Source organism: Catenuloplanes sp. NPDC051500, assembly GCF_044454585.1.
Taxonomy (GTDB): domain Bacteria; phylum Actinomycetota; class Actinomycetes; order Mycobacteriales; family Micromonosporaceae; genus Catenuloplanes.
Genome location: NZ_JBITDX010000001.1, coordinates 72,768 through 96,717 on the forward strand (window position 1 = coordinate 72,768; position 23,950 = coordinate 96,717).

Annotated in this window: 13 protein-coding genes; 4 read left to right on the top strand and 9 right to left on the bottom strand. The window is 70.7% G+C overall.

Annotated elements, in window-relative coordinates; translation table 11 throughout:
* Nucleotides 1-23: 23 nt before the first annotated feature.
* From ngcE to ACIA8K_RS00330, 8 genes are all read right to left on the bottom strand, one after another.
* Nucleotides 24-1,439 carry an N-acetylglucosamine/diacetylchitobiose ABC transporter substrate-binding protein gene (gene ngcE / locus ACIA8K_RS00295; protein ID WP_396053308.1) on the bottom strand — a complete coding sequence of 472 codons (1,416 nt, stop codon included), beginning with the start codon at nt 1,437-1,439 and terminating at the stop codon, nt 24-26.
* Nucleotides 1,440-1,486: 47 nt separating this feature from the next.
* A complete protein-coding gene (locus tag ACIA8K_RS00300; protein ID WP_396053310.1) occupies nt 1,487-2,407 on the bottom strand; it encodes a MurR/RpiR family transcriptional regulator in 921 nt (306 codons plus the stop codon).
* A 389-nt stretch (nt 2,408-2,796) separates the two neighbouring features.
* On the bottom strand, nt 2,797-4,134 hold the full coding sequence (locus ACIA8K_RS00305) for a radical SAM protein (protein WP_396053312.1): 1,338 nt from the start codon (nt 4,132-4,134) through the stop codon (nt 2,797-2,799).
* A gap of 223 nt (nt 4,135-4,357) precedes the next feature.
* Nucleotides 4,358-7,543 (bottom strand): ATP-binding protein, encoded by a 3,186-nt coding sequence (locus ACIA8K_RS00310; protein ID WP_396053314.1) that lies wholly within the window; start codon nt 7,541-7,543, stop codon nt 4,358-4,360.
* Nucleotides 7,544-8,021: 478 nt separating this feature from the next.
* Nucleotides 8,022-8,852 (bottom strand): ABC transporter permease, encoded by an 831-nt coding sequence (locus ACIA8K_RS00315; protein WP_396053316.1) that lies wholly within the window; start codon nt 8,850-8,852, stop codon nt 8,022-8,024.
* Nucleotides 8,849-9,799: an ATP-binding cassette domain-containing protein gene (locus ACIA8K_RS00320; RefSeq protein ID WP_396053318.1), complete on the bottom strand. Its 951-nt coding sequence runs from the start codon at nt 9,797-9,799 to the stop codon at nt 8,849-8,851. Before ACIA8K_RS00320 ends, ACIA8K_RS00315 begins: the two co-directional genes overlap by 4 nt.
* Nucleotides 9,800-9,905: 106 nt before the next feature.
* Complete coding sequence (locus tag ACIA8K_RS00325; protein WP_396053320.1) at nt 9,906-11,393, bottom strand: CoA-acylating methylmalonate-semialdehyde dehydrogenase; 1,488 nt, start codon at nt 11,391-11,393, stop codon at nt 9,906-9,908.
* The gene (locus tag ACIA8K_RS00330) at nt 11,390-12,697 is read right to left on the bottom strand and encodes an aspartate aminotransferase family protein (protein WP_396053322.1); all 1,308 of its coding nucleotides are present in this window, start codon (nt 12,695-12,697) and stop codon (nt 11,390-11,392) included. The genes ACIA8K_RS00325 and ACIA8K_RS00330 overlap by 4 nt, the downstream gene beginning before the upstream one ends.
* A gap of 160 nt (nt 12,698-12,857) precedes the next feature.
* Here ACIA8K_RS00330 and ACIA8K_RS00335 point away from each other — a divergent pair, with 160 nt between their 5' ends.
* The 3 genes from ACIA8K_RS00335 (at nt 12,858) to ACIA8K_RS00345 (ending at nt 16,189) form a co-directional block, all read left to right on the top strand.
* Nucleotides 12,858-13,577, top strand: coding sequence for a lysophospholipid acyltransferase family protein (locus tag ACIA8K_RS00335; protein WP_396053324.1), 720 nt, complete (start codon nt 12,858-12,860; stop codon nt 13,575-13,577).
* Between the two features lie 129 nt (nt 13,578-13,706).
* The gene (locus ACIA8K_RS00340; RefSeq protein WP_396053325.1) at nt 13,707-14,651 is read left to right on the top strand and encodes an acyl-ACP desaturase; all 945 of its coding nucleotides are present in this window, start codon (nt 13,707-13,709) and stop codon (nt 14,649-14,651) included.
* A 191-nt stretch (nt 14,652-14,842) separates the two neighbouring features.
* On the top strand, nt 14,843-16,189 hold the full coding sequence (locus tag ACIA8K_RS00345) for a hypothetical protein (protein WP_396054444.1): 1,347 nt from the start codon (nt 14,843-14,845) through the stop codon (nt 16,187-16,189).
* Here ACIA8K_RS00345 and ACIA8K_RS00350 read toward each other — a convergent pair.
* Entirely contained in the window at nt 16,168-18,150 is a 1,983-nt protein-coding gene (locus tag ACIA8K_RS00350) for a hypothetical protein (protein WP_396053327.1), read from the bottom strand. The genes ACIA8K_RS00345 and ACIA8K_RS00350 overlap by 22 nt on opposite strands.
* Before the next feature lie 257 nt (nt 18,151-18,407).
* On the opposite strand from ACIA8K_RS00350, the gene ACIA8K_RS00355 reads away from it, so the two are divergent.
* Entirely contained in the window at nt 18,408-23,828 is a 5,421-nt protein-coding gene (locus tag ACIA8K_RS00355) for a carboxyl transferase domain-containing protein (protein ID WP_396053329.1), read from the top strand.
* Nucleotides 23,829-23,950 lie beyond the last annotated feature (122 nt).

The following is a 23,950-nucleotide window of genomic DNA, read 5'->3' on the forward strand; positions in this document are numbered from 1 at the left end:
TGCGACATCCCGCCCGGCGAACATCAGCGGGTGAACTTGGTGACCGACGAGTCGGCCTTGATGGCGTCGGCCTTCTTCTGCATCCGCTCGCAGAACTGGTCCGCGTTCTCACGGCCGAACATCAGCGCGTTCGTGGCGGTGCGCAGCTCGGTGTCGAGCTCCTTGTACCAGCTGTCGAAGCGGTAGGAGAAGACGCCGTCACCGGCCGCCTTCAGCACCCCGGAGGCGCTTGTCAGACCGGGAGAGAGCGAGATGCCCTCCTCCGCGCCGGCCACCGCGGTAAGCGACTTGTTGAGCTCGATGAAGCCCTTGGCGCCCTTCGAGGACAGCATCTGCCGCATGTACTCCATGCCGCCGCGCGGGTTCGCACCCTTCGCGGAGACGAAGTACGGCTCGCCGGCGGTGGCGTAGAGGCCACCGGCCAGCTTGTCCGACGCACCGGCCGGAACCGGCATGACCGCGTAGTTGAAGCCCTCAGGCGTGGAGGCGGACTGCTCGGCCTCCAGCCAGGAGCCGGACGGGTAGAACGCGACCTTGCCCTGGTTCTGCTTGAGCTGCACCTCGGTGTGGATCAGGCCCTCGTCGGCCTTGTCCATGTACTTGGCGCCGATCTCGGCCCACTGCGCCGCGGCGGCCTTGACCGCCGGGTCCTTCCAGGCGCCGTCGGCCAGGTTGTCGATGTTCTTCAGGATGTCCGCGCCACCCATCTTGGCGGCCGAGGACAGGATCACCAGGTACTGGTAGTACGGCGCGTTCTTGCCGGCGTACGCGTACGGCGTGATGCCCGCGGCCTTGATCGTGTCGAGCAGCTTGGTGAAGTCCGCCCAGGTGGCCGGCACGGTCCAGCCCTTGTCCTTGAAGAGCTTGTCCGAGTACCAGAGGCCGTAGACGGTGAACACGTAGTTCAGCACGTACGGCTTGCCGTTGTACGTGCCGGAGTCGACGGTGCCGGCGACGAGCGTGTCCGAGACCTTCTTGGCCGGGTCGTCCACGGACGGGGCCGCGAACAGCTCGGTCAGGTCCTGCAGCTGGCCGTCCTGGATCAGCGTGCCGAAGTCCATGTACTTGGTGCCGGAGTTGTTCACGAAGTCCGGCGGGGTGCCACCGGCGAACCGCGGCTGCAGCGTGGTGGCGATCTCCTGGGTGGCGGAGTGCTTGATCTGCGCCTCGGGGAACTTCGCCTTGTAGAGCGGCTCGTGCACGTCGGTGGCGTACTTCTCGCCGTAGCCGCCGTTGAAGATGACGATCTCGAGCGGCGCCTTGCCGTCGACGCCGAGCGGGTTCTCCGCGCTCTTCTCGCCCTCAGCCTGGTCGGCGGTCTCCTCGTCGCCACCGCCGGCGACGCACGCGGAGAGGAAGCCCATGGCCGGCGTCGCCAGGAGGCCCGCGGCCGCGGTCCGGCGGAGCAGTGTCCGGCGGTTGAGGTCGTTGTCAGACATGGTGTCGCGACTCCTTGATGAAGAACCGTTAGCGGAGAAGGGGGCTATCACTCTTTGCGGCCCTTGTGCCCGTCGACTGCCCGGGCGGTGCGCTGAAAGGCCGCGTGGGAACGTTCGGTGGTTCGCTGCGCGACCGCGATGTAGAGCAGATCCAGCACGACCAGCTGCGGGTGCCGCGCGGAGAGCGCGTCCGGCCGGAACGTGGTGGCCTGCGTCGCGGTGAGCAGGACTATGTCCGCCAGCTCCGCAAGTGGTGAGCGCGGAAAGCTGGTCAGGGCCACGGTGGTGGCACCGTGACTGCCGGCCTCGGCCAGCATCTCGATCGTCTCGCGGGTCTGGCCGCTGTGCGAAATGCCAAGCGCCACATCCCCGTTCCGCATCAGCGCGGCGCTGGCGAGTCCGTTGTGCACGTCGGACCACGCCCACGCCGGCACCCCGATGCGGTGCAGGCTGAATTGAAGCTCCCCGCCGACCAGCGCACTTCCGCTGGCGCCGAAGATGTTGACCCGGTCCGCGGTGGCGATCGCCGCCGCCGCGCGCCCGACCTCGGCGAGGTCGAGCAGGGCCGCCGTGTCCTGCATGGCGCGCGTGTCCGCGGCCATCAACTGGTCGAGCACCCGGTCCAGTGGGTCACTCGGCTGAATCTCCCGCCCGATGTCGACCGTCCAGCCCGCCGCGCGGGCCCGGCCGGTCTCGGCCGCGATGTCCAGCCGCAGGTCCGCGTACCCCTCGAAGCCGAGCGCCCGGCAGAACCGGGTCACCGTGGCCGGTGAGGTGCCGCTCCGCTCGGCCAGCTCCACGATCGTGGAACGGGCCGCAACGGCCGGGTCGGCAAGCACCTGCTCCGCGACCCGCTGCAGCGCGCCGGTGAACTCCGGCAACCGCGAACGCACCCGGACCAGAACGCCGCTCTCCCGCACGGAGGGTTCCGTCACCGTAGTCACCACGGTGGTGTCCACCTCCGTCATCCGCTCGCCTCCGAAAAGAATGTTTACTGTTGGTGGTAAAACTTCTTACTGAGACCCCCCTTGTGTCAAGACTTCGGGTGAAGTTTTCAAACCGTTACCGAGGTCACGCTCACCCACCGTTCACACGGGGGTGCTAAAGGAACCCTAAGCAACCGGTTTCACCAGCAAAGATGCAGGCCAGGGCGTGATTACGCCCCGTCAGCGGCACCCCCGGATCATTAACAAGATCGAAATTCGGCGGGGGTACGACCCGGAACTTCGACCCGCTCGCAGGCATGCCGACGCGACCCCCGTGAAAATCCGTCTTACCAGGAGCGCCCTGCGAAGCCGTCCATGAAAAAAGCCGGCAGCCCTCGCGGGTTGCCGGCTTCGTTCCGTTCTGTAGCTATTTATACGACTGCGGGGGTCTCCTCCGGGATCTCCAGGTCAGCTGGGAGCGTGTCCATGAACGAGCTCACCGAGAAGACCGCGTTACCGGCGCCGGGCGGGCCGTACCCGGGCGGCGGCAGCAGACCGTTCGCGTCCATCACCGCGCGGTACCGGTCCAGCAGCCGGATGTGGTACTCAAGCGGCGCGCCCTCCGGGTTCATCTGGCCCAGCGGCGTGGTCGGCTCCGGGCACCAGGTGGTGAACCGCGGCAGGATGCCCCGCGACATGAAGTACTCCAGGCCCTCGCCCGTCGAGTCGACCGCCTGCTCCGGCGTCGGGAAACCTGTCGGCGCGGCCATCTCGATGCCGGCCACGAAGTTCGGAATCACGTTCCGCGGGCCGAAGATCTCCGCCGAGTCGAGAATGCGGCGGTGCCATTCCTCCCGGCCGACATAGCGTTCCTTACCCGGGCAGTGCAGCTCGAACAGACGCTTGTCCCACACCTCGTAATTGGGGTGGTAAATGCGCACGCCGTAATCGTAGAAACGCTGCACGTCCGCCTTCGGAAGCGCCTGCGCGACGACCTTGCCGATCCAGCGCCCGGGGAACCGCTCCTCGATCGCCTTCGCGTACCGGCCGTAGAAGTCCGCCTCCGCCAGGCCGTCCACCTTGGACGTCACCGAGCCACCGGTCAGCGTGTACGCCTTCGAGGTACCAAGCGTGTCGTGCTTGTCGATGATGGCCAGCGCCTCGAGAACCTCCTGCACCGGCTTCACACCCGTGTAGGGACGACCGGCCGCCTTGTGCTGACGCCAGTTGTGGTTGATGTCGCAGTACTGGCACTCTTCCTTCGCGCCGAAGTACTGACACACGCGGAAAACGGTCAGGTAGATGAGATAGCCCCACTGAATCGTGGGCGCCACCTCCATCACCGACTTACCATTCCGCAGCGCGTGCCGGTAATACTCAGGCATCGGCGGCAGACCCACGTCCGCGATCTCGCGCCCGTCCAGATAGAGCTTCGCGCGCCCCTCCGAATCCGCCGAGATCTTGTACGGCGACGACGGATTGACCCGGACCGACACCACGGTGCGGCGCAGGTCGTACGGCCCGCCGGTCAGGATGATCTCCTCCGGCGGGCGGCGCAGCGCGGCCTCGCCCAGCTCCGGCAGCGTCCGGTGATCGAACGAGAAGATGAAGTACGACTTCGGCTTGACCTCGCCGTCCTCGCCGTCGGTAAGCATCGACCCGTCGAAGGCGACGCCGCCACGGAGGAGATCCTCCTTGATGACGGCCTCTTTGGGGATGTGCGGGAACCTGGACATCAGGTCCTCGACGACATCGGTGCGCCTGTCCATCGCCGCAACTCTCCGTCCTGCCGGTGGGTCGTGCCTCGACCCCCCAATGAGCGATTGTCCACCTGGCGAGCGGGTAACCGCCAAGCTCGAGTTGCCAGCCCGGGTGCGCCAGGTTGACAAAGACTCAGTCTCCACCCCATCACCCGTATCCGGCGAACTCCCCGGGGGCACGTACCGCTGTGCCGCCTGTCACGCGATCATCGCCCGCCAGCACGAGACGACCTCACACGGTGGGCAGCAGCGCGACCGCCGCCTCGCGGGACAGCGCCCGCCCCCGCGCCAGCGCCGACGCGAACGCGTCCCCGCCCAGCTCGGCCGCGAGCGCGTCGGTAAGCACCGCGATCTCCAGGCTCAGCCTGTCCGGACCGCCGCGGATCGTCTCCACGGCGCCGAGCAGCTCCGCCGCCTCCACCCCGCGCCGCTCGCCCCGCCGCAGGTAGGCGAGCGCGATCCCGGTCCTGGCCAGCACCGGGATGTCCGCGATGGCCACCGCGGAGGCCACCGCGGCCGGCAGCAGCTCCGCGGCCGTCGCCAGGTCACCACGCTGCACCGCGACCAGGGCCAGCCCGCAGTCGATCAGCACGCCGATCTGCGGTGGCGCGGACCGGGTCGTGACAAGCATCTCGCGCGCCCGGAGCAGCTGCGACTCGGCCGCGTCCAGGTCGCCGAGCGCGGCCAGACCGGCGCCGAACGTCACATAGGCGAACGACTGCGACCGCAGCGAGCCGGCCAGGTCGTACTCGGCCAGCACGGTGTCGAACTCGGCGCGGGCGACCTCCGGGCCGCCGCGCCGCGCCGCGATCAGCGCACGCCAGATGCGCTGGTGCGCCACGTCGTCCGCCGCGTTGAGCGTGCGCAGCAGCGTGATCGACTCGTCGAGCACGGCCAGCGCCGCGTCGAACTCGCCCGCGAACGCGAGCGCCTCGCACAGCTCGGTGAGCGACGTGGCCAGCCCGAGCCGTTCGCCAAGCTCACGGAAGATCCCGGTGGCGGTCTCCAGCTCGGCGCGCCGGCCGTCCGGATCGCCGTCGTTCTCCTGCACGAACGCCCGGACCAGGTGCATCATCGCGCGCAGCCACGGGTCCGGCGCATCGAGATGCCTGTCGATCACCGCGAGCGCGCGCGCCATGTCGTCCTCGAAGACCGCGACGCCCGCCTCCATCAACGCCAGGAACGGGTGCCGCCACCGCGCGTCACGCCCGTCGACGAGCGCGTGCACCGCGGCGAGCGCGCGATCCCGGTCCTCGTGCTGCAGTCCCGGCAGCCAGTGGCCGACGGAGACGATCGCACGCGCCTCGGCCGGCGCCGGGCCGGGCAGCGCCGTCACCAGGTCGCACCACGTCGTCGCCTCGGCCTGCTTGCCCGTCACGATCCAGAACATGGCAAGCGCCGCGGTCAACCGCACCGCGGTGTCCGCGTCGCCGGCGTCGGCCGCGAACCGCAGCGCCGCCAGCAGGTCGTCGTGCGCGCCGTGCAGCCTGGCCAGCCACACCAGCTGCTCGGCGCGGCGCAGGTGCGGCTCCGCCTCCTCGGCGAGCGCCAGGAAGTGCCGCGCGTGCGCCACCCGGGTCGCGGGGCCGTCGCCGGACTCGGCCAGCCGCTCCGCCGCGTACGCCGCGATCGTGTCAAGCATCCGGTACCGCGGCTCGACGCCCGCCTCGACCTGCACAAGCGACCGATCGACAAGCGACAGCAGCGCGTCGCCCGGCACACCGCAGACCGCCTCCGCGTCGTCGAGCGTGAACGCGCCCGGGAACACCGCCAGCCGCTCCGCAAGCAGCCGCTCCGGCTCGTCAAGCAGGTCCCAACTCCAGGCGACCACCGCGCGAAGCGTCCGCTGCCGGGGCAGCGCGGTCCGGCTACCGCCGGTGAGCAGCGCGAACCTGTCGTCCAGCCGCCGCACCACCTCCTGGATCGGCAGCGCGCGCAACCGGGCCGCGGCCAGCTCGATCGCCAGCGGCATCCCGTCCAGCCGTCGGCAGACCTCCACCACCGCGTCCACAGTCGTCGCATCCACAGCGAAATCCGGCCGGACCGCGACCGCCCGGTCCCGGAACAGCCGCACCGACGGCCAGCCGAGCGCCTCCGCCGCACCCACCCCCACCACCGGAAGATCAAGCGGGGGTACGGGACAGAGCGCCTCACCGCCGATGCCCAGGCGCTCCCGGCTGGTCGCGATGATCCGCAGTCGCGGGCAGCTGCCCAGCAGCTCGTCCGCGAGCCGGGCCGCGCCGGCCACCACATGCTCGCAGTTGTCGAGCACCAGCACCGCGTCGTGCGGCGCCAGCAGCTCCACGAGCCGGTCCACCGGCGAGGCCGTCCCGCCGGATCTCCGCGACGCGCCGAACGACGTCACCCGCAGCCGCTGCAACGCGCCGAGCGCCGCCTGCGCCACGTCCTCGTCCGCCGCGACCGGCGCCAGCTCCACGAGCCACACGCCGCCGGCCGACGCTCCCGGCCGGGGTGGCGGCGCGCTCGCCGTACCCCCGTGAAGCTCCTGGGCAACTGTTGTCGCAAGCCGGGTCTTGCCGGCGCCGCCCGGGCCGACAAGCGTCACCAGACGACCCTCCGCGAGCTGCTTGCGCAGCAGCGTCAACTCCGGCTCCCGGCCGACGAAGCTGTTGACCGCGGCCCGCAGGTTCGTCGACGCGGCAGGCGTGGGCGACGGATCCGTCCCGCCGCGCAGCGCCGCCAGATGAATCGCCTGCACCTCCGGCGCCGGGTCCACGCCCAGCTCGCCGGCGAGGCGCTCGCGCAACTCCGCGTAGGCGGTCAGCGCCTCGGCCACCCGGCCGTCCGTGACAAGCGCGCGCATCCGCAGCCCGTGCAGCCGCTCACGCAGCGGATAGGCGGCCGCCAGCTCGCCAAGCTCCGCGACCAGCCCGGACGGCACCGCCGCGTCACCGGCCGCGATCAGCTCCGCCTCCGCACGGTCCTCGGCCGCGGTCAGCCGCAGCTCCTCAAGCCGGGCGGCCGCGCCCTGTGCGTAAGGGGCGTCCGCGGCGTCGGCGAGCGCGGGCCCCCGCCACAGGGCCAGCGCCTCGCGCAGCGCCGCACCGGCCTCCTCGGCCCGCCCCGCGCGCAGTGCCCGCCGCCCCTCGGCGACAAGTCGCTCGAACCGGGCCGCGTCGACCGCGTCCGCCGGCAGCTCAAGCAGATAGCCGGCCGGGGTGGACCGCAGCACGCCACCGTCCGGAAGCGCCCGCCGCAGCCGCGACACCAGCTGCTGCACGGCGCCCACCGGGTCACCAGGCGTCTCGTCCGCCCAGAGGGCCCCCGCAAGCGCGGCAACCGGCACGGCTCGTCCCGGCTCCAACGCCAGCCTGATCAGAAGCGCGCGCAGCCGCCCACCGGCCACCTCGACGGCCGCCCCGTCGGCGGCCACCTCAAGCGGCCCCAGAATCCCCACGCGCACCACGTCACTGTCTCACTCCCCCGCCCCCGCCGGGTCGTCCGCCGGGCGCAGTGCCCCGTCATCCCCGCGTTGTAGACCCCGGTGGCCGTACGCCCACCGCCCCGCCGGGCATCGCCAAGCCTGCACCACCGGGCGCAGCCGATCCCACGACCCGCCCGCCGACCCCCAGCTCCACGGCTCCGCACGACCGAATGCGCGCGCCTCGGACACGGCGTGTTGCGCTTCAGGCGTTGCAGGCCCGGGATCGGGCTTCACGCCTGATTCGGATCTGGCGGTGGCTGAGCCGGTTGTGGTGTGGGGTCGGGTGACGCGGGGCCGGAAGGGAGGAGCGCCAGCGACGACCGGCGCCCGCGGGAGCGTGCGGGCTGCACCGCCGCGGGAGTGGGAAAAGCATTATGGGCTTGACCTTGGGAGGTAGACGGCCGTGCCGCCGCCGGGCGGGGGCCGGCGGCGGCAGCGCGGTGCGGGGGTGTCAGGTGCGGCGGCGGTAGGCGCTGACGGCCAGTGGGGCGAAGACGATCAGGAGTATGGCGGACCAGGCGAGGGTTCTGAGGATCGGGCCGGAGGCGTCGGGGGTGCCGAGCATCAGGGCGCGGGCGGCCTCCATCGCGTGGGTGGCGGGGTTGATTTTGACCCAGGCCTGGAGCCAGCCGGGGAGTGTGTCGGTCGGGACCATCATGTTGGTGCCGAAGGTAAGCGGGAACATGACCAGGAAGCCGAGGCCCTGGGCGGCGCCGGGCTCGCGGACCAGCATGCCGATCAGCACGGAGACCCAGCTGAGGCAGAAGCCGAAGACAATGATGAGCAGCGCGGCGGCGATCAGTTGGAGCGGGTCGGTGCCGATCCGGAAACCGATCAGGTAGCCGAAGCCGATGGTCACGGTGATCGCGACGACGAAGCGGATGAGGTCGCCGAGGACCGAGCCGATCAGCGGCGCGGACCGGGCGATCGGGAGGCTGCGGAAGCGGTCGAAGACGCCCTTCTTGATGTCGGTGTTGAGGTTGGTGCCGGTGGCGGTGGACGACATCATGATCGTCTGGACCATGATCGCCGGGAGCAGGAACTGCAGGTAGTCGTGGGTGGATCCGGAGATCGCGCCACCCAGCAGGTAGACGAAGATGGCTATGAAGATCATCGGCTGGAGCGTCACGTCGAGCAGTTGCTCGGGCGTGCGCACGGTCTTGATCAGGCTGCGCTTCGCGAGTTGCAGGCTGTGCCGGATCAGGCCGAACTGTCGTGGTGCGGGGCGCTCCGGGATCGCGTGCGGATCTGACAGGCGGGTGGACGCGGTGGACGTGCTCATGCCGAAGCCCCCTCGAGCTCATGACGGCCGGTCAGGCTGAAGAAGACCTCATCGAGGCTTGGCAGGCGGAGCGCGAGTTCGAGCACCGGGATGCCCGCCGACTCCAGCTGCCGGACCACGTGACCGAGCGAGGCGTCGCCGTCGACCGGCACGGTGAGCACGCCGCGGCTCGGCGACTCGGCGGCCACACCGGCGATGCCCTGCAGGATCTCCGCGACCGCGGGCAGGTGGTCCGGGTCGAGCGGGCGGACGACCACTGTCTGGCCGCCGACGATGTGCTTGAGCTGCGCGGGCGTGCCGTGCGCGATGACCTTGCCGTGGTTGATCACGGAGATCTCGTCGGCGAGCGCGTCCGCCTCCTCCAGGTACTGCGTGGTGAGCAGCACCGTCACGCCCTCGGTGACCAGGTTGCGGACCATGTTCCACACGTCGTCGCGCTTGGCCGGGTCCAGGCCTGTGGTCGGCTCGTCCAGGTAGATCACGTCCGGGCGCCCGACCAGGCTCGCGGCGAGGTCGAGGCGGCGGCGCATGCCACCTGAGTACGTCTTGACCGGGCGCCCACCCGCCTCGGTCAGGTCGAACTGGCCGAGCAGCTCGACCGCGCGGGCCTTACCCTGCGGCCCGCGGTAGTCGAGCAGCGACGCGATCAGCTCCAGGTTCTGCGCGCCTGTCAGATCCTCGTCGACCGACGCGTACTGGCCGGTGAGGCCGATCAGCCGCCGCACCTTCACCGGGTCCTTGACCACGTCGAACCCGCCGACCGTGGCGCGGCCGCCGTCCGGGCGCAGCAGCGTGGCAAGGATCCGCACCGCGGTGGTCTTGCCGGCCCCGTTCGGGCCGAGCACGCCAAGCACTGTGCCCGGCTTGCCGACCAGATCCACGCCGTCCAGCGCGATCGTCTTTCCGTATCGTTTGACCAGGCCCTCGGCCTGGAATGCGGCGGTCATCGCAACCCCTCGTGTCGTCGTAGGTGACGACCTCAGAGTGCGCGGGACGGCTGACAGCACGGACACAGATCGCTGACACGGCCCGGACAGCCACAGCGGTGCCGGGTCAGCTCTGCGTCGGGAATCCCAGGTTGATGCCGCCGTGCGACGGGTCAAGCCACCTGCTGGTGATCACCTTGCCGCGGGTGAAGAAGTGCACGCCCTCCAGCCCGTGCGCGTGCGTGTCACCGAACAGCGACGCCTTCCACCCGCCGAACGAGTAGTAGGCCATCGGCACCGGGATCGGCACGTTCACGCCGACCATGCCGACCTCTACCTCGTGCTGGAAGCGCCGGGCCGCGCCGCCGTCGTTGGTGAAGATCGCGGTGCCGTTGCCGTACTGCGAGCTGTTGACCAGCTCCAGCGCGTCGTCGTAGCCGGGCACCCGGACCACCGACAGCACCGGGCCGAAGATCTCGTCCGTGTAGATCGACATGTCGGGGGTGACGTGGTCGAAGAGCGTGGGGCCGAGCCAGAAGCCGCCGGGCTCGCCGTCCACGACCGGGTCGCGGCCGTCCACCATTGCTGTCGCGCCCGCCTCGACGCCGGCCGCGACGTAGGAGGCGACCTTGTCCCGGTGCGCGCCCGTGACAAGCGGGCCCATGTCGCAGCCGCGTCGTCCGTCGCCGGTCTTGATGCCGGCCATCCGCTCGGCGATCCTGCCGACGAGCGCGTCGCCGATCGGGTCGACCGCCACCACCACGGAGATCGCCATGCAGCGCTCGCCCGCGGAGCCGAACCCGGCGTTGACTGCGGCGTCCGCGGCCAGGTCCAGGTCTGCGTCGGGGAGCACGACCATGTGGTTCTTCGCGCCGCCGAGCGCTTGGACGCGCTTGCCGTTCGCGGTGCCACGCTGGTAGACGTACCGTGCGATCGGGGTTGATCCGACGAACGAGACCGCCTTGATCGCCGGGTGGTCGAGGAGCGCGTCGACCGCCTCCTTGTCGCCGTGGACGACGTTGAAGACGCCCTCGGGCAGGCCTGCCTCGGCGAACCACTCGGCCATCAGCACTGCCGCGCCCGGGTCCTTCTCCGACGGTTTGAGCACTACCGCGTTGCCTGCTGCGATCGCGATCGGCACGAACCAGAGCGGCACCATCGCCGGGAAGTTGAACGGGGAGATGACCGCGACCACGCCGAGCGGCTGCCGGATCGCGTAGGAGTCGACGCCTGTGGAGACGTTCTCGCTGAAGCCGGAGCGGATCAGCGTGGGGATGCCGCACGCGTACTCGACGACCTCCAGGCCGCGCTGCACCTCGCCGGCCGCGTCGGAGAGCACCTTGCCGTGCTGGGCGGTGACGACGGCGGCCAGCTCGGCCCGGCGCTCGTGCATGATCTGCCGGAACGCGAACAGCACCGCGGACCGCTTGGCGAGCGACGCGTCCTTCCAGCTCTTCGCGGCCGCGGCGGCGATCTCGACGGCCTGTCCGACATCGGCGGCCGATGCGAGAAGCACGCTCTCCGCGACCGTGCCGGTGGCCGGATCGAAGACGTCGCCGGTACGGATGGAGCTCCCCGTCCAGGACTTACCGCCCACGAAATGGTTGATCGTCATGCCACGACCGCCTCTGCTTCTGCCACCGCGATCGCGTTCACCAGGATCTCCAGGCCCTCGCGCGCCTCGTCCTCAGTGAGGGTGAGCGGCGGGCCCATTCGGAGCACGTTGTTGTAGAGGCCGCCCTTGCCGACGAGCAGCCCGTTTCGGCGGCACTCCTCGAAGACCCGCACGGTGGCCGGCGCGTCCGGCTCCGTGGTGCCGGGCCTGACGAACTCCAGGCCGATCATCAGGCCGCGGCCGCGTACCTCGGCGAGGATCGTGAAGTCCGGAAGCACCGCCCGGAGACCGTCGAGCAGGATCGCGCCGGTCCGGGCCGCGTTCGCCTGCAGGTCGTGGTCGAGCACGTAGTCGAGCACCGCGTTGCCGGCGGCCGTGGAGACCGGGTTCCCGCCGAACGTGGAGAAGCTGATCGCCGGGACCGCGTTGATCACCTCGGCGCGGCCGACCACGCCGGCCAGTGCGAACCCGTTGCCGATGCCCTTGGCGAAGGTCAGCAGGTCGGGCGTCACACCGTGGGCCTGGTAGCCCCAGAAGTGCTCGCCGGTACGCCCCCAGCCGGTCTGCACCTCGTCCGAGATGAGCAGGATGCCTGACTCGTCGAGAACCTTCTTCAATGCGCCGAGCGTCCCGTCCGGCGCGTGCACGAAGCCGCCCACGCCCTGGATCGGCTCCGCGATCAGCGCGGCGACGTCCCCGGCGGCCTGGGTGGCAAGCACCTCCCGGAGGTCCTCCACCGCCGCGTCGATGTGATCTGAATCGGACAGCTTGGCAAGCATGCCGCGCACCCGGTCGCCGGAGTGCAGCCAGGAGATGCTGAGCGGGTTGAGCGAGCTGGCCGACCAGCTGCGGTGGCCGGTGATGCCCATGGTGGCGAACGTGCGGCCGTGGTAGCTGTTGCGGACCGCGAGGATCTGGTTCGAGCGGCGCAGGTTCGTGGCGAACAGCAGCGCGGCCTCATTCGCCTCCGAGCCGGAGTTGGTGAAGAACACGCGCGCGTCCGGGATGCCGGAGACGCGGGCGATCTTCTCGGCCAGCTCCACCTGCTGCCTGATCAGGTAGAGCGTGGAGGTGTGCACGACGCCGGTGGCCAGCTGTGCCTCCACCGCCTCACGGATCTCCGCGATGTCGTACCCGATCATGTTGGTCAGCACGCCGCCGAAGAAGTCGAGATAGGTGCGGCCGTTCTGATCGACGACCCGCCGGCCGGAACCCGAGACGATCTCGATCGGGTCGTCGGGGTAGTAGATCGGCATCCATGACGGCAACACCGCCCGGTGGCGCGCAAGCAGGTCATCGCTCATACGGAGTCACGCTGCCACCGCGCGCGCCCGAAGGCAACTGTCACCCTGTCGCCCGGCGCGCCCCGCGGCCTGACACTCTGCGACTTGATCAAAAGCGGACGCTTCGCCTACCCGCCAGGCGGGATAGCAGATCCTCAGCCAGGACGGTTACCGTTACGCCATGTCAGAAGTGGTGTACCCGCCCGTCATCTCCGCGGTAAAAGTCATGTTCAAGGTGCTGGACCTCAAGATCCGGGTCGAGGGCTCGGACAATGTGCCGCGCGAGGGCGGGGCGGTGCTGGCCAGCAACCACATCGGCTATCTCGACTTCATCTTCGCCGGGTTCGGCGCGCACCCGTCCAAGCGCCTGGTGCGGTTCATGGCCAAGCAGGAGGTCTTCGCGCACCGCATCGGCGGCCCGCTGATGCGCGGCATGAAGCACATCCCCGTCGACCGCGACGCGGGCATACAGTCCTACCGGGACGCGCTCACCGCGCTGAAGTCCGGCGAGGTCGTCGGCATCTTCCCCGAGGCGACGATCAGCACGTCGTTCACGGTCAAGGACGTCAAGTCCGGCGCGACCCGGCTGGCCATGTCCGCGGGCGTGCCGCTGATCCCGGTCGCGGTCTGGGGCACCCACCGCCTCTGGACGAAGGGCAGGCCGCGCAACCTGACGCGCCGCCACACGCCGATCACGATCCTGGTCGGCGAGCCGCTGCACCCCACCCGCAAGGACAACATGGACGTGGTCAACGCCGAGCTGCGCGCCCGGATGACCGCGCTCGTCGACAAGGCCCAGCGGGAGTACCCGGACAAGCCGGCCGCGGGCGAGGACCCCTGGTGGGTGCCCGCCCACCTCGGCGGTACCGCGCCCCAGCCGAAGGCCACACCAGCGGCGTGACCTGCATGTGTAGTTACCTGCGCGTTGCGTAACGCCGGTTCACCGCGGTTTCAAAGCTGCGAACCTACGGTACCGTAACCGTAGGTTCGCTGCGCTTCACCGACCAATCCCCCGCGACCTGGAGGCCTCGTGACCGTCGACCAAGAAACCACGAGAGCGCTGCTGCTCGAGCTCGAGCCCGTGGTGGAGACCAACCTCAACCGGCACATCGGCCTGGCGAAGGAATGGTTCCCGCACGAGTACGTCCCGTGGTCCGACGGCACCAACTTCGACGGGCCGCTCGGCGGCACCGCCTGGACGCCCGACCAGTCCAAGCTCTCCGACGTCGCACGCACCTCGCTGATCGTCAACCTGCTCACCGAGGACAACCTGCCCAGCTACCACCACGAGATCGCGTCCATGTTCGGCCGGGACGGCGCGTGGGGCGACTGGGTGCACAGGTGGACCGCCGAGGAGGGCCGGCACGGCATCGCGATCCGCGACTACCTGCTGACCACCCGCGCCGTTGACCCGATCGCGCTTGAGCGCATGCGCATGACGCACATGGCCACCGGCTTCCAGAACGACCACGACGAGACGATCCTGCACTCCATCGCGTACGTCTCGTTCCAGGAGCTGGCCACCCGCGTCTCACACCGCAACACAGGCAAGTTTTCCGGCGACCCGATCTGCGACGCCATGCTGTCCCGGATCGCCACCGACGAGAACCTGCACATGGTCTTCTACCGCAACCTCCTCGAAGCGTCGCTCGAAGTCTCGCCGAACCTGGCGATGCGCGCCATCTCCGACGTGGTCCGCGACTTCCAGATGCCCGGCCACGGCATCGAGAACTTCTCCCGCAAGTCGGTCCAGATCGCCATGGCCGGCATCTACGACCTGCGCATCCACCACGACGAGGTGCTGATACCGGTGCTGAAGAAGCTCAAGGTCCTGGAGACGCCGAACCTCACCGACGACGGCGCAAAAGCCCGTGACGAGCTCGCCGAGTTCATGACCCACCTCGACACGCAGGCCACCCGCTTCACCGAGCGCCGCGACGCCCACCACGCCCGCCTGGCCGCCCGCAAGGGCTGAGCCCCGCCTGGTCCTGTTCCCGCGGCACTCGTGCGCAGGAACAGGACCAGATTCATTCTCCCGCTTCCGCGGTGGTCCGGCCCGCACGCTCCCGCGGGCCGCCGGTGCCGCCGTGGTCAGGCGGGCGGGGCTACCATTGCGGCCGGTCGGGAGGCGGCCGCTGGCACGGTGAAGGGCAGAAATCGGTGGCGTTGAGCGCGGACGAGTTCCGGGGGCGGGACCTCTTTGCGGCCGAGGGGTTCGACCTCGATCCGGCGACCGGGACTGTCGCGCTGCGCTATGCGCTGACCGGCCCGGGAGTGGAGCCGCTGCGCTTCACCGAGACCGTGACGCTTCCGGTGCCGGAGACCGCGCCGGACGAGGACGCGCTTGCCCGCACGCGGCGGGTGCTTGAGCTGCTGCTGGTCGCGGCCGGCGTGTCGTACTACAAGGTGGCGGCGCCGGGGACGATCTCACTTCCGCACGCGATGGGTGCGGCGGCGCGGGCGTGGGCGACAGCTGTCTACACCAAGGGGATGGGCGAGTTCGCCTATCGCAATGAGCTGCCGCACGTGCTGACGGTGGGTATCCATACGCCGGACGGCGCGCCCGCTCCCGTACCCCCGCATGCACTTGATCTTGATCTTAGGCCGCTGTCGGCGGTGGGTGGTGGCAAGGACTCGATCGTCACGTTGGAGGCGTTGCGGGCGGCGGGGCGGGAGCCGGTGCCGTTCTCGGTGAATCCGAACGGGGTGATCGAGGCGGTCAACGCGGCGTCCGGGCTGACCGCCCTGAAGGCGCGCCGGAAGATCGACCCGCTGTTGTTCGAGGTGAACAAGGCGGGCGCGCTGAACGGGCACGTGCCGGTGACGGCCGTGAACTCGCTGATCGCGGTGGCGACGGCGGCGTTCAACGGGCTCGGGCCGGTGGTCATGTCCAACGAGCGGTCCGCCTCCGACCCGAACCTGGTGTGGCACGGCGTGGAGATCAACCATCAGTGGTCGAAGGGCGCGGAGGCGGAAGGGCTGCTGCGGGACGCGCTTGCGGAGCACGCGGGGCTCACCAACGCCTACTTCTCGCTGCTGCGGCGGCTGTCCGAGCTGCACATCGCGCGGCTGTACGCGGAGACCGACCGCTACGACGACGTGGTGACCAGCTGCAACCGGGCGTTCCTGCTTCACAACGCGACCGCGCGGTGGTGCGGCGACTGCCCGAAGTGCCGGTTCGTGTTCCTGGCGATGGCCCCGTCGATGAGCCGGGAGCGGCTGCGGCGCATCTTCGGCAGCGATCTCCTGGCCGACCACACGCAGATTCCCGGCTTCCTTGAGCTGCTCGGCGTGGACGCGCTCAAGCCGTGGGAATGTGTCGGCGAGGTCGAGGAGTGCACTGTCGCGCTCGACCTGCTGCGCAAGAGCCCGGAGTGGCAGGACGAGCCGGTGGTGAAGGCGCTCGTGGACGCGGTTCCGGCGTCGGCGTGGGAGGCGGCGTCGCACTCGGCGGTGTTCACGCCGGGCGGGCCCGCGTTCGTGCCGGAGACCTACCCGAAGGTCGGGGAGTAGACCCGCTCGAAGACGTCGGCAAGCGCCGCGACAAGCGCGGGTGAGCCGTCGACGTAGACGTCACAGTCGGCGGGGTCCGCGGCGGTGGCGGCCACATGCGCCAGGCTGCCGCCGAGGAACCTGCCCTGCGGGCCGGCCGCGACCACCACCTGCACCTGCGCGTCAAGGCACTCGGCCGCGATCGCGTGCAGCGGGTCCAGGTCGTAGATGTCCGCGACCGTGCGCACGCCCACGAACAGCCGCACGGCCCGGTGCTGCCGCCGCCACGCGACCTCGGTCATCAGCGCCTTCATCGTGGCGATGCCGGGGCCCTCCGCGACAAGCAGCAGATCGCGCCGGGACGTGCGGTCGACCGGCAGGTGGTCGGCGGCGGGATGCAGGCGGACCCGCTCCCCCGGCTCCGCGTCCCGCAGCAGCGCGAGACCCGTGTAGTCGGTCGGGTGCGACTCGACGTGCACCTCGATGGTGTGGTCAGGCGTGGGCGGGTTGCCGATCGGGTAGGCGTGCGTGGCGCCGTCCGCCTCGAGCACCGCACGCTGGCCGGGCCGGTGCGGGTAGGGCAGGTAGGTGCGGATCCACAGGATGGACAGGTCGTGACGCCAGTCCTGCCGGGCGACCACGGTGCCGAGCCAGGTCAGCGGTGCGTACCCGGCATCCTCCTCGCCCTGCTGCAACCACTGCGCGGCAAGCTTCCAGGTCGACCGCCAGGCCACGTCGTGCTCCGGCCGCCAGGCGCCGCCCATGCTGGCCCGCAGCGCGTCGAGCATCGCCATCCCGAACGCGTCGATGTGCGCGCGCTGCACGCCGAACTCGCGCAGCACCGGCCCGAGCTGACCGCACCCGGCCGCGAGCACCTGCGGCCTGTCGAGGTTGTCGACGAGCCAGGTCAGCGCGTCGTGCAGCTGCTGCCGGTGCACGTCGGCGCTGGGCGGGAAGAGCGGGCGCAGCTCCGGGCGGGCGGTGAACAGGTGGTCGTCGAGCAGGTGCACGGCATCGTCCATGGACCCGACCAGCTGCAACGACTCCCGCAGCCGCGTCTGGAGCGCGTGCAGCGCGGACTCCTCGCCGGGCCGGAAACCGTCGACCGGGGCACCGGGGCCGGCCGCCGGTCGTTGCGGGCTGACCCGGATCGGCACGACCGCCTCCCACGAGGGGATCCCGAAGGCATAAGGCAAAGGACCACCTCCGGCGGTACGGGGAGGGGGCGCGCCGGCCGGGGCCGTGTTCTCGGGATAGGGACAGTCGGGGGCGCCGGAGGGTGGCCCGGGAATGAAGGCGCCGGGGATCGCGGGCACCGGCACGCCCGGGACAGGCACCTGCGTGCCCGGGATGCTGGGTGCCTGGGTGCCCGGGACGACAGGCGCCTGGGCGCCCGGGACGACAGGTGCCGGCACACCCGGGATGGAAGGTGCCGGCGCACCCGGGATCGTGGGGGCCGGTACACCCGGGATGGTGGTCGGCAGTGCGCCGGGGATGGTGGTCGGCGGGCCTGCGGGGCCGCCGGGGACCGTGCCCGGAGGTGCGGTGCTGCCCGGGATGGTGGGCGGTGGTGAGCCGGGGACGGGCTGGAACGGCCGCCCGCCCGGGCCCGGTGGCGCGGTGGTGGGTGGGAACGGCACGGTCGGGCCGGGCGGGAAGGCGGTCCCGGGTCCGTAACGCCCGTGCGGCGCCGCGTTCCTCGGCGCGGCAGTGCCGCCGCGCGGCGGACCCGGCGGCTGGCCGAGCGCGCCCTGCTGCGTACCCCCGGAGTGTTGGGTCGCGGTGTGTTGGGCCGCCTGCTGGGCCGCGCTGCCGCCGATCGGCGCCCAGGCCTGAGGGACGGGCGCGGTCTGCGGCGTGCCGGGGGCGGGCGGCGGAAGGTGACCGTGAGCGTTCGGCAGTTGCTCGACGACCTTGCCGACGCGGAGCGCGTGAAGCAACGCCTGCAGGTCCCGGTGTCCCGCACCGCCAACGTGGGTCACCCTGTGCATTCTCCCGAAGACGAGCCTCACTCGCGACTGACTTGCGTGGTTAGCACCCGTTTTGCACCAGTTACTCGGAGGCGGCGAGCGGACAGGGTGTCGGTTCTCTCCATGTAGAGTTGTTGGGTTCCGACAACTAGGGACCGCTCGCAGTGGCGGGTCCAACGGTTCCATACCGCTCGGTAACCACGAAGCTTGGTACGGGGCCCGAGCGAGGGCCCCGCACCGTTGTGTACGCACTTTTGGAGGCTCGGTCGGTGTTCAACCGCATCGCCATCGTCAACCGCGGAGAGGCCGCCATGCGGCTCATCCACGCCGTCCGCGAACTGAACGCCGAGACGGGAACATCGCCGATCGAGACCGTCGCGCTCTACACCGACGGTGAGCGGTCCGCCACGTTCGTCCGTGAGGCCGACCGCAGCTACTGTCTCGGCCCGGCATCCGCACGCCCCTACCTCGACCACGCGGTGCTTGAGCGCGCGCTCGTCGAGACCGGCGCGGACGCGGCCTGGGTCGGCTGGGGCTTCGTCGCCGAGGACCCGGCCTTCGCGGAGGTCTGCGAGAAGATCGGCGTCACCTTCATCGGGCCCAGCCCGGACGCCATGCGCAAACTCGGCGACAAGATCGGCGCAAAGCTGATCGCCGAGGAGGTCGGCGTGCCTGTCGCGCCGTGGAGCCGTGGCGAGGTGGCCAGCCTGGAGGCGGCCAAGGAGGCGGCGGCCGGGATCGGCTACCCGCTGATGCTCAAGGCGACCGCCGGTGGTGGCGGCCGCGGCATCCGCGTGGTGCGCAGCGACGACGAGCTGACCGACGCCTACGAGCGGACCAGCCTGGAGGCCGAGCGCGCGTTCGGAAGCGGCGTCGTGTTCCTGGAGCGCCTGGTCACCGGCGCCCGGCACATCGAGGTCCAGGTGATCGCGGACGGCCAGGGCAGCGCGTGGGCGCTCGGCGTGCGCGACTGCTCAGTGCAGCGCCGCAATCAGAAGGTGATCGAGGAGTCGTCCTCGGTCGTGCTCACCCCGGAGCAGGCCCGCGAGGTCAAGGCGTCGGCCGAGCGGCTGGCGCTTGCGGTGGAGTACCGCGGCGCGGGCACCGTCGAGTTCCTGTACCACCCGGGCGAGAAGCTGTTCGCGTTCCTGGAGGTGAACACGCGCCTGCAGGTGGAGCACCCGATCACCGAGCTGACCACTGACTTCGACCTGGTCAAGGCGCAGATCCACGTGGCCGGCGGCGGGCGGCTGGGCGAACTGATCCCGGCCGAGAAGGGCCACGCGGTCGAGGCGCGGCTCAACGCGGAGGACCCGGACCGCGACTTCGCGCCGTCCCCGGGGCGGATCGTGCGGCTGGCGCTGCCCAGCGGGCCCGGCATCCGGGTGGACACCGGCGTCAGCGAGGGCGACGTCATCCCGGCCGACTTCGACTCCATGATCGCGAAGATCATCGCGTACGGGCGTACCCGCGATGAGGCTTTGGGTCGTCTGCGCCGTGCGGTGTCCGAGACGATGGTGATCATCGAGGGTGGCGCCACGAACAAGAGCTTCATCCTGGACCTGCTCGACGCGCCGGAGGTGATCGACGGCAGCGCGGACACCGGCTGGATCGACCGGGTCCGCGCCGAGGGCCGGCTGGTCTCCACGAAGCACTCCGGCATCGCACTCGCCGCGGCCGCGATCGAGGCCTACGAGGACGAGGCGCAGGTCGAGCGGCAGCGACTGCTCTCCACCGCGCACGGCGGGCGCCCGCAGGTGCAGCACAAGAGCGGCCGGCCGATCGACCTGAAGCTGCGCGGCGCGACCTACCGGGTGAGCGTCGCCCAGACCGGCCCGCGCCGGTTCCGGGTCGGCATCGGCGAGGCGGCCGCGCTCGACGCGGAGCTGGACCGCTTCGACGAGCACACCGGCCGCATACTCGTCAACGGCGAGCGCTTCCGGCTGGTCACCGACACGCACGGCCCGATCCACCTGGTCGAGGTGGACGGCGTCACGCACCGGGTCAGCCGGGACGAGGGCGGCGTGCTCCGCTCCCCCGCGCCCGCGCTCGTCGTGGCCACACCGCTGAGCGTGGGCGACGAGGTCGAGGCCGGCGCACCGGTGCTGGTGCTGGAGAGCATGAAGATGGAGACGGTGCTGCGCGCGCCGTTCAAGGCCAAGCTGCGCGAGTGCCTGGTCACGGTCGGCAGCCAGGTGGAGACCGGCGCGCCGCTGATGCGCCTGGAGCCGGTGGCGGACGGTGCCGCTGTCGAGGCCGTCTCAGAAGCTGTCGATCTTGACCTGCCGGCCTCGCGGGACGATCTGTCGGCCGAGGCGCGGGTCGCGCACGGCATCGCGGAGCTGCGCGGTCTGCTGCTCGGCTACGACCTGGACCCGCTCGACGAGCGCCGCGCGCTGGCCGGCTACCTGGCCGCGCGCGAGGAGCTGAGCCACCGGCCGCTTGAGGAGGAGGCCGGGCTGCTCGAGGTCTTCGCGGACCTGTCCGAGCTGAGCCGCAACCGGCCGGCCGGCGAGGAGACCTCGGCGGACACCCGGGTGCACAGCTCGCGGGAGTACTTCCACGCCTACCTGCAGTCGCTTGACGTGGACCGGGCCGCGCTGTCCGACACGTTCCGCGCCCGGCTCGCCCGGGTGCTCGCGCACTACGGCGTCACCGACTTCGCGCGCACGCCCGAGCTTGAGGAGGCGGTCTTCCGCATCTTCCTGGCCCAGCAGCGCGCGTCCGCTGACGTCTCGGTGATCGTCACGTTCCTGCAGCGCTGGCTGACCGAGCCACTGCCCGGCGACGGTCTGCGCGAGCTGGTCAGCGGCGCGCTGGAACGGCTGCTCGCGGCCACCCAGGTGCGCTTCCCGGTCATCGGCGACCTGGCCCGGTCGATCGTGTTCCGCTGGGCGGCGCAGCCGATGCTCCGCCGCAAGCGCGCGGAGGTGTACGCGGAGGTCCGCAACCACCTGCGTCACCTCGACCAAGAGCCGGCCGCGGCCGACCGGGGCGAGCGCATCGCGGCGATGGTCTCGTCGTCGGAGCCGCTGGTCCGGATCCTCGGGCAGCGGATCGGGCGGCCCGGCGTCGACCACGGCCCGATGCTCGAGGTGCTGAGCCGGCGCTACTACGGCAACCGGGGGTGCACCGACCCCCGTACCGTGGAGGTCTCCGGTTTCTCGTTCTTCACCGCCTCCTATCCGGAGTTGCGGCTGGTCGCGGTCGCTTCCGACTTCGCGTCGCTCGCCGGGGCGCTGTCGGCCGCCCTTGAGGTGGCGCAGGGCGAGGCCGTGGTGGACGCCTACCTGACGTGGGCGGACCAGCCGTCGCCGGACGAGATGGCCGCCTCGCTCGGCGCGGTCCTCGCCTCGTCCACGCTTCTCGAGTCGGTCCGGCGGGTCACGTTCTCGGTGGCCGGCACGAACGGCGCGGCGATGCACCACCACTTCACGTTCCGGGCGCCCGGCGCGGAGGAGCGGGTGATCCGCGGCCTGCACCCGCGCATCGCGGACCGCCTCCAACTGCCGCGCTGGGAGAAGTTCGACCTGACCCGGCTGCCGTCCGCGGACGAGGAGGTCTACCTCTTCCGCTGCGTGGCGCCGGACAACCCGGCCGACGAGCGCTTGGCCGCGATGGCGCAGGTCCGCGACCTGACGCCGCTGCGCGACGCGGACGGCCGGATCGTTGCGCTGCCCGCGGTCGAGGGCGCGCTCGATGCCTGCCTGGACGCGATCCGCAAGGTCCAGGCGCAGCGCCCGGTCAAGAAGCGGTTCGACACTAACAGGATCACGTTGTACGTGTGGCCGCAGGTCGAACTGTCCGCCGAGGAGCTCAACGCGGTCGCCCAGCGGGTGCTGCCGGTCACCGCCGGCGCGGGCCTGGAGGAGGTGCAGTTCATCGGCCGCCAGCGGGACGCCGCGACGGGTGAGCTGCGGGAGATCGCGGTGCGCCTGTCGTTCGAGGCGGGCATGCAGGTCTCGTTCACGACGCCTGATGTCTCGCTCATCGAGCCGCTCGACGACTACCGGTCGAAGGTGGTCGCGGCACGGCGGCGCGGGACGACGTACCCGTACGAGCTGACCTCGATGCTCGGCTCGTTCGTGGAGTACGACCTGTCCTCCGCAGGCGTGCTGGAGCCGGTGGACAGGCCGCGCGGGCAGAACAAGGCGGGCATCGTGGCCGGCGTGGTGAGCACGCCGACGCCGCGGTACCCCGAGGGTGTGCAGCGGGTCGTGCTGCTCGGCGACCCGACCAAGGCGCTCGGCGCGCTTGCCGAGGCGGAGTGCCGGCGGGTCATCGCGGCGCTCGACCTGGCCGCTTCCCTCCAGGTGCCCCTGGAGTGGTTCGCGCTGTCCGCCGGGGCCAGGATCTCGATGTCGTCCGGCACCGAGAACATGGACTGGGTCGCGGCCGCGCTCAAGCGGATCGTGGAGTTCACCCAGGACGGCGGCGAGATCAACATCGTGGTCGCGGGCATCACAGTCGGCGCGCAGCCGTACTGGAACGCCGAGGCCACCATGCTCATGCACACCCGCGGCATCCTGATCATGACGCCGGACTCCGCGATGGTGCTGACCGGCAAGCAGTCGCTCGACTTCTCCGGTGGCGTCTCCGCCGAGGACAACTTCGGCATCGGCGGGTACGACCGGGTGATGGGGCCGAACGGGCAGGCCCAGTACTGGGCGCCGGACCTGCGGTCGGCACGTGACCTGCTGATGACGTACTACGACCACTCGTACGTGCTGCCGGGCGAGTCACGGCCGCGGCGGGCCGTCTCCACCGACCCGGTCTCCCGCGACATCTCGGACTTCCCGCACTCGGCGCCGGACAGCGACTTCACCACGGTCGGGCAGATCTTCTCCGCCTCGCACAACCCGGACCGGAAGAAGCCGTTCGACATCCGCACCGTGATGCGGGCCCTGTCGGACCAGGACCACGTGATCCTGGAACGGTGGGCCGGCATGGCCGACGCGGAGACCGCTGTGGTGCAGGACGTGCACCTGGGCGGCATTCCGGTCACACTGCTGGGCATCGAGTCCCGGTCGGTGCCGCGCCGCGGGTTCCCGCCCACGGACGGACCTGACACGTACACCGCCGGCACGCTGTTCCCGCGCTCGGCCGCGAAGGCCGCCCGCGCGATCAACGCCGCCTCCGGCAACCGGCCGCTTGTGGTGCTGGCGAACCTGTCCGGCTTCGACGGCTCCCCCGAGTCGATGCGCCGCCTCCAGCTCGAATACGGCGCCGAGATCGGCCGGGCCATCGTCAACTTCGCCGGGCCGATCGTGTTCTGCGTGATCTCCCGCTACCACGGCGGCGCGTTCGTCGTCTTCTCGAAGGCACTCAACCCGAACATGACGGTGCTCGCGGTGGACGGCTCGTTCGCCTCAGTACTCGGCGGCGCACCGGCCGCGGCCGTGGTGTTCGCGGGTGAGGTGAACGCACGGACGGCCAAGGACGCGCGGGTGACGTCGCTTGAAGCCGCGGTGACAGCCGCCTCCGGTCCCGAGCGGGCCGGGCTGGCAGCCGAACTGGCCGAAACCCGCTCCTCGGTCCGCGCCGAGAAGCTGGGCGAGGTCGCCGCCGAGTTCGACGGCATCCACAGCATCCGCCGCGCCGTCGAGGTCGGCTCCGTGGACGCCATCATCAACGCCTCCGAGCTGCGACCTCAGATCATCGCCGCAATCGAGCGGGGTCTGGACGGCTAGCTGATATCCCTCTGTTCACGGTCAGGGCCGGTTCCATGCGGAGCCGGCCCTGACCGCATGCAGGTACCACTGAGGCAGTCCAAGGGCATTTTCCGTCAAAAGCTGACGTAGAATCTCCTCTA